Annotated in this window: 13 protein-coding genes; all 13 read right to left on the bottom strand. The window is 66.0% G+C overall.

All coding sequences use genetic code 11. The features are described 5' to 3' along the window. Nucleotides 1-4: 4 nt before the first annotated feature. From glcF to ACDA63_RS13845, 13 genes are read right to left on the bottom strand one after another with little or no spacing between them, the layout of a single operon-like run. Nucleotides 5-1240 (bottom strand): glycolate oxidase subunit GlcF, encoded by a 1236-nt coding sequence (glcF, locus tag ACDA63_RS13905; protein WP_373663867.1) that lies wholly within the window; start codon nt 1238-1240, stop codon nt 5-7. Nucleotides 1241-1243: 3 nt separating this feature from the next. Next, nucleotides 1244-2305 carry a glycolate oxidase subunit GlcE gene (glcE, locus tag ACDA63_RS13900; RefSeq protein WP_373663866.1) on the bottom strand — a complete coding sequence of 354 codons (1062 nt, stop codon included), beginning with the start codon at nt 2303-2305 and terminating at the stop codon, nt 1244-1246. A 2-nt stretch (nt 2306-2307) separates the two neighbouring features. Next, the gene (locus ACDA63_RS13895; RefSeq protein ID WP_373663865.1) at nt 2308-3813 is read right to left on the bottom strand and encodes an FAD-linked oxidase C-terminal domain-containing protein; all 1506 of its coding nucleotides are present in this window, start codon (nt 3811-3813) and stop codon (nt 2308-2310) included. Between the two features lie 8 nt (nt 3814-3821). Next, nucleotides 3822-4208 (bottom strand): MAPEG family protein, encoded by a 387-nt coding sequence (locus tag ACDA63_RS13890; RefSeq protein WP_373663864.1) that lies wholly within the window; start codon nt 4206-4208, stop codon nt 3822-3824. Nucleotides 4209-4259: 51 nt separating this feature from the next. Next, nucleotides 4260-5054, bottom strand: a complete 795-nt coding sequence (gene murI / locus ACDA63_RS13885; RefSeq protein WP_373663863.1) for a glutamate racemase — start codon at nt 5052-5054, stop codon at nt 4260-4262. Nucleotides 5055-5088: 34 nt separating this feature from the next. After that, on the bottom strand, nt 5089-6450 hold the full coding sequence (purB, locus tag ACDA63_RS13880; protein ID WP_373663862.1) for an adenylosuccinate lyase: 1362 nt from the start codon (nt 6448-6450) through the stop codon (nt 5089-5091). A 36-nt stretch (nt 6451-6486) separates the two neighbouring features. Then, a complete protein-coding gene (locus ACDA63_RS13875) occupies nt 6487-6972 on the bottom strand; it encodes a hypothetical protein (RefSeq protein ID WP_373663861.1) in 486 nt (161 codons plus the stop codon). After that, nucleotides 6969-8123: a glycosyltransferase gene (locus ACDA63_RS13870; protein ID WP_373663860.1), complete on the bottom strand. Its 1155-nt coding sequence runs from the start codon at nt 8121-8123 to the stop codon at nt 6969-6971. The genes ACDA63_RS13875 and ACDA63_RS13870 overlap by 4 nt, the downstream gene beginning before the upstream one ends. Further along, complete coding sequence (locus ACDA63_RS13865) at nt 8116-9153, bottom strand: MraY family glycosyltransferase (protein WP_373663859.1); 1038 nt, start codon at nt 9151-9153, stop codon at nt 8116-8118. The genes ACDA63_RS13870 and ACDA63_RS13865 overlap by 8 nt, the downstream gene beginning before the upstream one ends. Then, nucleotides 9150-10268 (bottom strand): glycosyltransferase family 4 protein, encoded by a 1119-nt coding sequence (locus ACDA63_RS13860; RefSeq protein WP_373663858.1) that lies wholly within the window; start codon nt 10266-10268, stop codon nt 9150-9152. The genes ACDA63_RS13865 and ACDA63_RS13860 overlap by 4 nt, the downstream gene beginning before the upstream one ends. Continuing rightward, on the bottom strand, nt 10268-11284 hold the full coding sequence (locus ACDA63_RS13855) for a glycosyltransferase family 4 protein (protein WP_373663857.1): 1017 nt from the start codon (nt 11282-11284) through the stop codon (nt 10268-10270). The genes ACDA63_RS13860 and ACDA63_RS13855 overlap by 1 nt, the downstream gene beginning before the upstream one ends. Then, nucleotides 11274-12695 carry a polysaccharide biosynthesis C-terminal domain-containing protein gene (locus ACDA63_RS13850; protein ID WP_373663856.1) on the bottom strand — a complete coding sequence of 474 codons (1422 nt, stop codon included), beginning with the start codon at nt 12693-12695 and terminating at the stop codon, nt 11274-11276. The genes ACDA63_RS13855 and ACDA63_RS13850 overlap by 11 nt, the downstream gene beginning before the upstream one ends. A gap of 19 nt (nt 12696-12714) precedes the next feature. Continuing rightward, nucleotides 12715-13320, bottom strand: a complete 606-nt coding sequence (locus ACDA63_RS13845) for a methyltransferase domain-containing protein (protein WP_373663855.1) — start codon at nt 13318-13320, stop codon at nt 12715-12717. Nucleotides 13321-13343 lie beyond the last annotated feature (23 nt).

Raw genomic sequence — 13343 nt, 5'->3', positions numbered from 1 at the left:
ATCGTCACGCCGGACGCAGACGGTCGGCCACCCACTCCACCCAGTGGCGGACCGGCACATTGGCGTTGCCTGCCAGATGGCTGATGCAGCCGATGTTGGCACTGGCGATACCGGCCGCACCGTGCCGTTGCAGTTCCAGCAGCTTGGCATCGCGCAGTTTGGTCGCGATTGCCGGTTGCAGGATCGAATAAGCGCCGGCCGATCCGCAGCACAGATGCGCATCCGCTACCGTCGTCAGCGCATAGCCCGCCGCGGCCAGGATGCGCTCGACGGTGCCCACCACCTTCTGTCCATGCTGCAGGGTGCAGGGCGAATGAAACGCCAGCGTCCCGGCGGGCTCCGCTCGCCATATCTGTGGCGCGCGGTCCAGTTCGGCTGCCACGATTTCCGCCAGATCGCGGGTCTTGAGCGTCACGGTCGCCGCGCGCGACGCGTAGTCGGGGTCGTTTTCAAACAGGTGCGCGTAGTCGCGCACGAACGCACCGCAGCCGGACGCGGTCATCGCGATGCCTTCTGCTTCGCCGCGCTCGATCGGCCCGATCCACCGGTCGATCAGGCGGCGCGCGTCATCCAGCCCACCGTGCTGATCATCGAGATGAAAGCGCATGGCCCCGCAACACCCCGCACCGGGCACTTCGACCAACGAGATACCGAGCGCATCGAGGACACGGCTGGCGGCAGTATTGATCGACGGCGCCATCGACGGTTGCACGCACCCGGCCAGCGCCAGCACGCGGCGGGCGTGGCGCGGCGCCACCATTGCCGAATGTGCTGAATGCGCCGGCACCTTGGCCGCCAGCGGACGCGGCAACACGGGTCTCGCCAACTTGCCCAGGGCCATCGCCGAGCCGAACAATCCCTTGTTCGGCAAACCGGCGCGCAAGGCCCAACGGGCGGCGCGTTCCTGCGCGGGACGTTCGGGACCGCGCTCGGCCAGTACCGCGCGACCGATGTCGACAAGATGTCCGTATTCCACTCCCGAGGGGCACGCCGTTTCGCAGGCGCGGCAGGTCAGGCAGCGATCGAGGTGGGTTCGCGTGGTTGCCGTGACCGGCTGGCCTTCGAGCATCTGCTTGATGAGATAGATGCGCCCGCGCGGACTGTCGCGCTCGTCGCCCAGCAATTGGTATGTGGGGCAGGTCGCAAGGCAGAAGCCGCAATGCACGCAGCGCCGCAGGATGGCTTCTGCCTCATGCCCGGCGGGCGTATCGCGGATGAAATCGGCAAGCTCGGTCTGCATGGCTCACAGCTCCGCGTAGATGCGCCCCGGATTGAAAATGCCCGCCGGATCGAATGCCTGCTTGATCCGGCGCTGCACGGCCAGCATGGCGCTGGTCAGCGGATGGAATACCGAATAGCCGCGCGGCGCGCCACGAAACGCCGTCGCATGCCCGCCCGCCGCCTGCGCGACCGCACGCACCTGATCCGGCGACAACGACGTCCCCCACCATCGCTGCGCGCCCAGCCACTCCAGCGCCATGTCGGTCCCCTGCGGCAAATCCGCCGTGGACCGCACGCTCAGGCGCCACAACGGCGCCGCGTCGGTGGCAAAGCGATGCTTCTGTTCGCGCACCTGCTGCCACAGCGAAGCGGCAGCATCCGCCGCCAGCGCATCGCCACCGATTTCCCGTCGGGCCGCTGCCACGGCCGTCGCCGCGCCGCTGAGCCGCACATGCAGCACACCCCGATGCCAGAACGTGGCCGAAATGGGCAACGGTCGCCCGGCGAGCCGGTTCATCCAATGCACGACCGACGCGGCCGGCACATCGAGGACAAGGGTTTCGGTCGCCGGCGCGGCCGGGAGCGTCTTGATGGAAAGCTCGAGCATCACGCCCAGCGTACCCCATGCCCCCGTCATCAGGCGCGATACATCGAAGCCGGCAACGTTCTTCATGACCGTGCCGCCGAAACGCAGCACCCGCGCCTGCCCGTCGATGATCTTTACGCCGAGCACGAAATCGCGCACTGCCCCCGACGTCGCGCGCGCCGGCCCCGATAGGCCGCTCGCCACGCAGCCGCCAAGCGTCGCCGGACCAAAGTGCGGCGGCTCGAAAGCCAGCATCTGTCCGTGCTCGGCAAGGGCCGCTTCGATCTCGGCCAGCGGCGTGCCGGCACGCGCGGTGATGACGAGTTCAGAGGGCTCGTAGGCCACGATGCCGCGATGCTTGCTCGTGTCGAGCATATCGCCCGCCAGAGACTGAGCGAGAAAGTCCTTGCTGCCGCCACCCCGTATGCGCAGTGGAGTGCGGCCATCGCACGCCACCCGCACTTGTTCGACCAACGCATCTTCGATGTCGCCTGTCATGGTCAGAACCTCGGCAGGTCAGGATGCGGCAATTGTCCGCCGTGCACGTGCATGCGGCCGAACTCGGCGCAGCGGTGCAGGCTGGGAATGGCCTTGGCAGGATTGAGCAGTCCGTAGGCGTCGAACGCCGCCTTGAGACCAAAGAACAACGTGCGCTCGCCAACGCTGAACTGTTCGCACATCACGCCGATCTTCTCGATGCCGACGCCATGTTCACCAGAGATCGTCCCGCCCAGCGCGACGGTACGTTCGAGGATGGCAATGCCGAATGCGTCGGCACGCGCGAGCTGGTCGGCATCGTTGGCGTCGAAGAGAATGAGCGGATGGAGATTGCCGTCACCCGCATGGAATACGTTGAGGCACCGCAGTCCGTATGTGTGCTCCATGGCGGCGATGTCCTGCAGCATGCGGCCGAGCCGCTTGCGCGGAATCGTGCCGTCCATGCAGTAGTAATCAGGCGAGAGCCGCCCGGCAGCGGGGAACGCGGCCTTGCGTCCGGCCCAGAAGCGCAGCCGCTCGGACTCATCGCGCGACACCTGGCAGCGCGTCGCGCCGTGCGCGCGCAGGACGGCTTCGATGCGCCCGATCTCTTCGGCCACCGATTCGGGCGTGCCGTCGGCCTCCACCAGCAGGATCGCCGCCGCGTCGAGCGGGTAGCCCGCGTGGACAAAGTCTTCGACGGCGGCGGTCGCGGGTTGATCCATCAACTCCAGCCCGGCGGGAATCAACCCCGCCGCAATGATGGCTGCCACCGCCTCGCCCGCCTGCTCGACACTGTCGAAGCTGGCCATGACACAGCGCGCCAATTGCGGAATTGGCAGCAACCGGACAGTGATCTCCGTGATGACAGCGAGCAGACCTTCGGAGCCCGTCAGCAGCGCCAGCAGATCGTAGCCGGGAGCGTCGAGCGCCTCCGATCCGATGTCGAGAATCTCGCCATCGATGGTCAGCGCGCGCAGCCGCAGCACGTTGTGCACGGTCAGTCCGTACTTGAGGCAATGCACGCCACCGGCGTTCTCGGCCACGTTGCCGCCGATCGAACAGGCGACCTGCGAACTCGGATCGGGTGCGTAGTACAGGCCGAAGGGCGCTGCGGCCTCCGAGATTGCCTTGTTGCGCACGCCGGGCTGCACGGTCGCCGTGCGCGCCAGGGCATCGATATGCACGATGCGTTTGAGACGCGCCATCGACAAGAGCACCCCTTGCGCATGAGGCATCGCCCCGCCGGAAAGCCCCGTCCCGGCGCCACGCGCGACGATGGGCGCACCATGCGCCAGACAGATGCGCAGCACCGCCTGTACCTGCGCCTCGGTTTCGGGCAAGACGGCGACCAGTGGAGTCGTCCGGAAGGCGGTAAGGCCGTCGCACTCGAAGGTGCGCAGCCCTTCCCGATCATGTACGACGGAGTCCGGTGGCAAGGCCGCCAGCAGATCGGCGATCAGCGCCTCGGCGCGGACCTCGTTGAACTGGCCGTCATGCTCGGCGAACCACGGTAATGCGTTCGGCATGTCGGGCCTCAGAGCGCGGCAACCATGAGCCGCAGCACAACGAGCATCGACGCTGCCCACACCATGGAGCGCAGCGTCGCCAGGTCGAAGAGATAGCACGCGGCGTAGACCGCCCGGATCGCCACGTACAGCATCGCCCACAGATCGATGGTTGCCTGCGGTACGCGGGCGTAGCTCGCCATCAGTACCGCGCCGATGAACATCGGCAGCGTCTCCAGGGCGTTACGCTGTGCCCAGTCCAGCCGTTGCGGCCAGCCGGCGAGCTGTTCGGCCGACTGGCGCGGTCGATGGTTGTCGAAAGTCATGCCCGCGCCGATGGCCCCCGCGCGCGCGGACGCCGACAGCACGAAAGGCATGACGGATGCAATCAGAACACACAGAAAGGCGATATTCATGACACCCTGCCGCGCGTGACGAACACAGCGCGCAGCATAACGTCAGAATAATCAGACGTGCAGAGGGGAAACCTCAACGGGCATATCGGCCCGCCACAACATGCCGATGGTGCGAGAGACGACGGCGTTGTCGCCGCTGGCCCAGAAGCGGGCGGCGCCTGTCGTGGCATCGGACAAAAGACTGCCGAGCCGCCTGCGAAGTTGCTGCGCCACCGCGGCGCCCGTATCGATGACGCGCACGTCCGGGCCGACGATGTCTTCGACCAGCCGGCGCAAGAAAACATAGTGCGTGCAGCCCAGCACCACCACGTCCGCCCCGGCCGACAGCAGGGGTTCGAGGTGATGGGCCAGCAGATCGCGGGTGGCGGGCGAGTCCAGCTCGCCGCGCTCCACGCATTCCACCAGCCCGACGCCCGGCCGGGTGACGACTTTCACGCCACGGCCGAAGTGATCGAGCAAAGCAGCAAACTGCGCACTATGCAGGGTTCCGACGGTCGCCAGCACGCCGACCACGCCACTGCGCGTCGCCGCGGCGGCGGGTTTGACAGCGGGCTCCATACCGATGATCGGCAGGTCCGGCCATTGCGCACGCAGCTCGGTGGCGGCGGCGGCGGTCGCTGTGTTGCAGGCGATCACCAGCGCCTTGGCCCCCTGCTCCAGCAGATGGCCGGCAATGGCGCGCGAACGGGCGATGATGAAATCGGCGGATTTTTCGCCGTAGGGGGCGTGGCCGGAATCGGCCACGTACAACAAATCCTCACCCGGCAGCAGCGAACGGATTTCGCGCAACACCGACACGCCGCCCACACCCGAATCGAATACTCCGACGGGGCGTGGATCGCTCATGGCAGTGTTGCTCGCTTCCTCGTGAGGGGTTTGATCAGATCTTGCGGGCCAGCTCGGCGGCGGTGCCGATGTAGCTTGCGGGCGTCATGGCCAGCAGGCGCGTCTTTTCTGCTTCGGGAATCGCCAGCGTGCCGATGAAAGTCTGCAGTGCTTCGCGGGTGATGCCCTGGCCGCGTGTCAGCGCCTTGAGTTGTTCGTACGGGTTTTCGACGCCGTAGCGGCGCATGACGGTCTGGATCGGCTCGGCCAGCACTTCCCACGTGGCGTCCAGGTCGGCTGCCAGACGTGCCGGCTCGGCTTCGAGCTTGTTCAGGCCGCGCAGGCAGGATTCCAGCGCCAGCAGCGAGTGTCCGAAGGCCACGCCCATGTTGCGCAGCACGGTCGAATCGGTCAGGTCGCGCTGCATGCGCGAGACCGGCAGCTTGTCCGAGAAGTGGCGCAGCAGAGCGTTGGCCACGCCGACATTGCCTTCGGCGTTTTCGAAATCGATCGGATTGACCTTGTGCGGCATGGTGGAGCTGCCTACCTCGCCGGCCTTGAGCTTCTGCTTGAAGTAGCCGAACGAGATGTACATCCAGATGTCGCGACAGGCGTCCAGCACGATGGTGTTGGCGCGGGCGACGGCGTCGAACAGCTCGGCCATCGCGTCATGCGGCTCGATCTGGATGGTGTACGGGTTGAACGCCAGGCCCAGCGATTCGATGAAGCGCTGGTTGAACGCCGCCCAGTCCAGCTCGGGGTACGCCGACAGGTGCGCGTTGTAGTTGCCCACGGCGCCGTTGAATTTGGCGGTCAGTTCCACATCGGCGATATGGCGGCGCGCACGGCGCAGGCGATACGCGATGTTGGCCATCTCCTTGCCCAGCGTGGTCGGGCTGGCCGGCTGGCCGTGGGTGCGCGACAGCATCGGCAGGTCGGCCAGTTGATGAGCCAGTTCGACAAAGCGCGCCAGCACCTTGTCGAGCGCCGGCAGCAGCACGCCGTCGCGAGCGTCGCGCAACATCAGCGCGTGCGAGACGTTGTTGATGTCTTCCGACGTACAGGCAAAGTGGATGAACTCCGACGCTTTGGAGACTTCGATATTGGCGGCGAAGCGGCGCTTGAGCCAGTACTCCATCGCCTTGACGTCGTGATTGGTGGTGGCCTCGATGTCCTTGACCGCCTCGCCGTCAGCCACGGCAAACCCGGCCATCACGGCATCCAGCTCAGCCACCGTCGCGGCCGAGAACGGCGCCACTTCGGCGATCTGCGGATTGGCGGCCAGCGCCTTGAGCCATTCGATTTCCACCCGCACGCGATTGCGGATCAGGCCGTATTCACTGAAATACTCGCGCAGCGCTTCGGCTTTGGATGCATAGCGGCCGTCGAGGGGGGAAAGTGCGGTCAGGGCGTTCATGACTAAGCTTCTGAGGGGTTTGGGGTCAGCCGGGCATTATACCCGAGAGCCCTGCTCCACCGCCCCGTACCGCTTGTGCCACGAGACCCGCTCGTTCAGGACTTCGTCCAGCGATACCTCGTAATGGTCTCCGATGGCGCCCTCGACGCCTGCCAGCGCTCGCACTACGCCCCGCGCCGCACGCTGGTGCTGGTAGCCGGGCCGATAGACCACGCCGATCATGCGACTGCCGTGCAGCCGCACGAAACCAAATCCTTCGATGTCGCTCCACCGCGTGACCTGGGTCGGGCGCCCTCCCCTGAGCGTGGCGAAACCTTGTTCGTCAAGCCGCAGCGCCAGCGAGTCAGGCCGGACTGCCATCCACAGAATGGCAAGACTGGCGCCTGCGCCGGCGATGCTGCCAATCCAGCCAACCCAAGGGTGCCTGGCGATCAGCCACGCCGACAGTGCCGTCATGCCGATCCCCATGATCAGCACTTTGAGCGCCTTGCGGCGGCTGCGCGCGAAGATGCGTTCGGTCACCCCGCCCGCTCGTTGCTGATCGATAGATACGCATCCTGCAGACGGGCAACGATCGAATCCAGCGCACACAATTCGATCGCACGCGCTCTTGCAGCCTCGCCCAGCGCTGCCCGATCCGACGCCCATACGGCATCCCATGCGGCAGCGAGCGCCTCGGGCGTGGCGTCGGCAATGCGGCCCGTATCACCGATGATCAATCGCGCGTCGCCCACATCGGTGCTGACCGCCGGCACGCCGCAGCTCATGGCTTCCGGCAGAACGTTGGGGAAACCTTCGCTGCGCGACGTGAGCGTGGCGATATCGAAGCCAGGCACCAGCGCCTCCACGTCGTTGCGCGCACCGAGCAGCCGCATGTTCCCGCCGAGCCCCTGGGAGGCTATCAAGGCGGCAAGCTCTGTGTTGGCGTCATCCAGCCCCTTGCCCACCAGCACCAGCACTGCATCCGGGTGCATGTCGGCGAAGCGGCGTCCGGTTTCGATGAACAGGGCGTGGTTCTTGACCGGCGCCCAGCGCGCCACCATGCCGATGACCGGTTGCGCATCGTTCACCGCCCAGCGCTGACGCGCAGCGCGCCGACGCGCGGCGTCGGGCCGGAAGCGCTCCGTATCGACACCGTTGGGCAGCAAGGTAGTGCGTTCGCGCGGCCAGCCCAGATGAGCGGCGCAATAATCGGCACTGCGCGCAGCGACATTGAAGATGCGCGCCACCCGCCCGACGTACCAGCCGGACAGCCGGATCACTGCTCGCGTGAAAAAGCTGTGCGCATGGGCAGCGTCGGGCGTGTCATGGATGCTCCAGCAGGCCGGCACGCCGAGTCGAGCCGCGGCAAAGGATGCCGCCAGGTTGCCGTGGTACATCCAGCCCTGGATGATGTCCGGTCTTGTCGCCCGCACTTCATCCACGAAACGCGCGATCTGCCCGAGCGGCCATTGGCCCGCATGCAGCCCCAACATGACCGGCTCGATGCCAATCTCGCGGAATGCCTCGGCCAGCGCATCTTCGCGCCCCAGCACGATCAACGAAGGCTGGATCCGCGTGCGATCCAGTCGCGACAAGATGCGCAGCAACGCGTGTTCCGCGCCGCCGATGCCCAGCGCGGTGATGATGAAGCAGACGCGCAACGGGCCGCTGGCGGAATTGTCCTTACCCATCCGACCTCGCACTGGACACGCTCCACACCCGCAGGCAGACGATCTTGGCGAGCAGCAACGCGAAGAACACGCCCGTCATGGCTGCAGGCGTCACGCCCCTGCGCCAGAGCAGCAGGCCCAGTCCTGCCATGCCGACGTTGAGCGCCCACAGCAGCGGCACGCTCAATTCGATCGACATGCCACGCAGGCACAGCAAATGATGCAGGTGCGTGCGATCGGCGGTGAACGGGCTTGTGCCCCGGAGCGCGCGGCGGATGGAAACCGTAAACATGTCCAACACCGGCAGCGCCACGGCAAAGAGGATCATGATTGCCGGCACGGTACCCTGGCTGCCGCGCACGAGGGTCAGTCCGATCCAGCACAACAGCACGCCAAGCGACAGCGCACCGGCGTCGCCCAGGAATACCCGTGCCTGCGGCATCAAAGGATGGCGTGCGTTGCAGGCCAGAAAACCCAGCACCGCAGAAATCAGCCCTGCGATCAGCAGCAGCGTGACCGCCTGCCCCGTGGCCACGGCAATCAGGGCAAAGAATACGAGTGCGACGACAACATGCCCGCCGGCCAGGCCGTCGGCGCCGTCGGACATGTTGATCGCGTTGGTCACCGCCACGAAAGTCAGCACCGTAAACGGCATGGCAAGCTCGCCGAGCGCGATGCCCCCCGGAACGCCGGGCAAGGGAATGCCCTGCACCACGAAGCCGGTGGTTCGCACCAGCATCCATGCGGCAGCAATCTGGCACAACAGCTTGAAGCGCGCCGGCATGGGGCGCGCGTCGTCGATCAGCCCGACCGTCAGCATCAGTCCGACGGGCAACATGGCATCGACCATGTTGCCGGCAATGCCTCGCAGCTTGAGCGCCAACACGTACGAAATCAGTATCGCGATCCCGCCGACCACGGGCACTTCGCGCCCGTGCTGCTTGCGCGCGTCCGGCCGATCCATGAGCGACAGCCATGGCGCCAGGCGTGCCAGCGCTAGGCACGCCAGCAGCGAGCAGACGAACGGGAAAAGCAGGTATTTGAGGGTCACGGGCGGGGAGCCAAGCCGTAGGCGCTGAGCGTGCGCGCAACGATACACTCATCGGCAAATTCGTCCACCGCGGCCCGCCGTGCGGCGCGCCCCATGGCGAGCGCGCGCGCCGGGTCGCGCAGCAGCGCGATGATGGCCTCGGCCAGCGCCACGGGTTGCCCCGGCGGCACCAGCATGCCGTTGACACCGTCCTGCACCAGTTCTCGAATGCCTGGTACATCGGTCGCCACCATCGGCTTGCCGCAGGCAGCCGCTTCAAGCAACGCGCGGGGCATGCCTTCGCCTTGCGTGCTGGCAAGCACGGCCACATCACACTCCTGCTGCAAGGCCAGCACGTCGCTGCGCTGGCCGAGGAATTCCACGTCGCCCGCCGCACGCCAGCCTGCCAGCGTCGCCTCATCGATACTTTCGGGGTTGCCTGGGTCCGGCGCACCCGCCATCTGGAACGCCGCCGACGGGATTTGTTGATGCACGAGACGGGCCGCCTCGACAAAGTCACCCACGCCCTTCGAAGACAGCAGGCGACCCATCATCAGCACGGTCTGCCCGGGTGGGCGATCGATCGGCGGCGTGAAGCGGGCCGTATCGATACCGTCGCCCGGGATGACCTCCACCGTGCTGCGCTCGAGCACGCCGAGCGCGCGCAGCGTGGCCATGTTGTCGTGGTTCTGGAAGACAACGTGCGTGCCCATCAACGCACGCCGATACAGCGCGACCACGACCGGCCGGATGAGCCGTGCCTTAAAGGTGTCGGCCAGCAAAGCGAACCCCAGCCCCGTCACGGAATTGACGGTCCTGGGCACACGCGAGCGGCGCGCGGCGAACGAGCCGTAGATCACGCACTTGATGGTGAAGTGGTGCACGACGTCCGGAGCGATCCGTCGATAGAGTTTCGCCAGCCGCGCAATCGCGCTGGCTTCGATCATTGGATTGATGCCGCTGCGCGACAGTTCGAAAGGTTCCCAGCGCAGGCCCATCTCGCGCAGCTTCGGGCCGAACAGCCCCGGCGGACTGACCAGCACGGGTTCATGCCCGGCCGCCTGCAACGCGCGCGCGAGCGACAGTTTGAAGTTGAACAGAAACCAATCGGTGTTCGCGAAGAGCAGCACGCGCATCAGGCGGCTCCTTCGGCAGCGACCTCGCGCAGCGTCTGCGCAAGCCGCCCTGCAAGCGTGTCGACAGCGTACGAGCGCTGCACGATTTCGCGGCCGGCCTGCCCCATCGGCGCGATGCGTGCCGGATCGCGCAACAACGACGTGAGGACATCGGCCCATTCGTGATCCCGGGCGCCCACGGCCCCGTCGCCCTGCGCCAGCACCTCGGCATTCATGCCCCACGGGGACACGACGGCCGGCACCGCGCACGCCATGTAAGTGAGCATCTTGTAGCTGCATTTGCCGCGCGTCCATGGCGTGTCGGGCATCGGCATCAACCCGCACCATGCGCCCTGCAAGGCGGTGATTTCCGTCTCGGGAGACCAGCGAACGTACTCGACGCGCGGCACGCCTTCCAGCCGGGGCGGCGCGTTGCTGATCACGCGCAGCGTGGCGTCGGGTATGGCCTGCATGAGCTGTCTGAGTTGAGGCGCGAGCGCTTCGAGATAGGGCAAACCGCTCGAACTGCCGGACCAGCACAGTACTGGCGAGGCTGCGCGCGGTCCCGGCACGTATCGCCCGGTATCCACCGCCGTCGGCAGGATGACCGTGCGGGCAAACGGTGCGAAATGTTCGGCAATGAAGGCGTTGCCGCAGATGACAGCGTTGCTGCGACGGGCAATGCGGTCTGCGCCACCAAGGCGCTGATGCAGCCATACCGCGTCATCGACGTCGAACAGCATCGGCCCCCGCCAGACCGATTCGGCGGTAGCGAGCGTGGAAACCATTTCGCGCTGCACGAGCGCCACGTCCGCTGTGGTGTGCGCGACGGTACGCCGGCGCTCGATCACCGCGCGAGGCAGCCATTGCAGACGCTCCAACAGACCGGGCGGCGGATAGCTTCCGAAAGCTGCGGGGTATTCATCCAGTGCCACGCCACGTTCGGCGAGTGCGGAAACGTACTGACGCACGCGGAAACGCGCCGATGGCACGTCGAGTCCTTGCGTGAACGCGGCCACCCGCAAGTCAGCCGGCATGCGCCCTCCTCAATCGATTGGCGATGACATCGCGGCAACCGGCGACGTTAGCCGCCAGCATGACGACCAAATACACGACTGCGCCGACGAACGACTGCACAAGTAGCCCGAGCAGTCCGGTGAGCGGCACGGCCATCACGGCGACCGTCATCAGAATGCAGCCGAGCGCCACCATCGACAGACCGCGCCCGTCAATCCGCCAGCGCAGCACGCCGTGGCCGGCGTGCAGCGACAACAGACAGCCGAATGCCTGCGTGGCGACCGAAGCCAGCGCTGCGCCCATCGCACCGAAGCGCGGAATCAGAACGACGTTGAGCACCAGACTGCACACCGCGCACAGTGCCTGGTTGCGCAATTGGGCGCGCATACGTGCGCCCAGATGGATGGCAATGTCGAACAGATACGAACGCGCACCCGCGAGCAATGCCGACAAGGCCAGCCACGGCATGACGCCCGTCGATACATCGGCATACTCGTGTCCCAGCAACACGGTGACGAGATTGTGCCGCACCAGCGCATAGCCAAGCGCCACGGGCACCAGCAGCGACAATGCCAGCAACAGGTAACGACCGGCGAGGCGTTCGACTTCGGCAGCATCCTTGTGTTCGGCGGCGATCACCATGCGCGGATACCACGCCAGGAAAAAAGCGCTGCTCATCAGCACCAGCCCTTGCAGCACGAGATCCGACGCAGCACCAAAGCCGCCGGTCTGCTCCGGCGTGGACATGGCGGTCAGCAGAATGCGATCGGACCACGACAGCACCGCGCCAAGGAACAAGGTGCCGGTGAGCGGCAGCGCGTACGGCCTGACCTGGCGCAGCAGGGACGGCTGCCATGCACCGCGTACGGCTTCGCGCCATGTCGGCCAGCCAATGATGAATGCAGAGAAAAGGAAGCCGCCAATCATTGCGCCGAGCATGCCGTCGGCGCGCGCAGGAACCTGGAGGATCAATGCACCCAACGCGAACACCAGCACCGCCTTGCCAATGTACAGCCACGCATAGCGACGCGCGTGCAACGTGGTATTGGCATGCTGGCAAGCGAGATCGAACAGGCCCTGGGCCATTTGCAGTGCCCACACGCCGAACGCCACGCCGGGCGGCAACCAGCCCGGGCGCAACCATTCGATGAGCAGCGCCAGCAGCAGAAAGGGCCAGCTCGCCACACCCACCACGCGCACCAGTGTCGACAGCAGATTGCCAAACCCCGCGCGCGGCAGGAATCGCGCAAGGCTTTGATTGACCGGCTGCATCAACACGGCCGAGAACAACGAATTGCCCGCCGTCACCAACGTGAGCCACGCATAGCCTTCGGGGCCGATGCCGCGCGCGAACAGGCTGATGGTGGCCACCGACAGCACACCCGAGAACACCCGTGCAAGCAGGTACATGACGCTGGCGCGCGCGCTCATGGGTGAATACCCGCCCGCGTCACAGGCGTATCAGCTCGAAACGTAGCTGGTAGCACGGAAAGAGATAGCACAGGTTCTCTTCGTGGAATTCCTGCAGCCAGCGCGTGACGTTGAAGATCGGCCCGACGGCACGCTTGAAGAGACCGCGAAAGGGGAACGGCGAATCAAACTGCAAGCGCACATCGCGCAGCTCGAAGGCAGGCTCCAGGCCATACTGCGGGACCTTGCGGCGGAAGAGGGTCTCGCGCGCGAGATAGCTGAAGGTGTACAAGCCAAAGAACTTGGCGTGCGTCGGGTCCGAATAGAAATACGGGTTGGCGAAGTGCGGCACCTCGACGTCGAGCAGCGCACCCGGCGCCATGACGCGCGCGAGTTCCGACAACAAACGCGGCAGATCATCAACGTGCTCGAAGAAATGGTACGCATGCACTGTCCGTACCGTCCCCGCCGGAATCGCTTCGAGCACGGCAAAGACGTCGCCGACCAGATCGACGCCAGGATAGTCCAGCGCGTCTACGCCAATGGCGTTCGCATGCCGTTTGCGAGCGCCGCAACCCAGTTCCAACGCATTGCGCTCGCCCCGTCCGAGGGACGACAACGCGCCGGATTTATCGATGAACGCCATGAGAGGTCGGGATGGAAAGGTCT

Source organism: Uliginosibacterium sp. sgz301328 (assembly GCF_041807905.1).
Classification (GTDB): domain Bacteria; phylum Pseudomonadota; class Gammaproteobacteria; order Burkholderiales; family Rhodocyclaceae; genus JBGVSA01.
The sequence above is the reverse complement of the archived record's forward strand: the minus strand, read 5'-3'. Positions and strand labels throughout refer to the sequence as shown.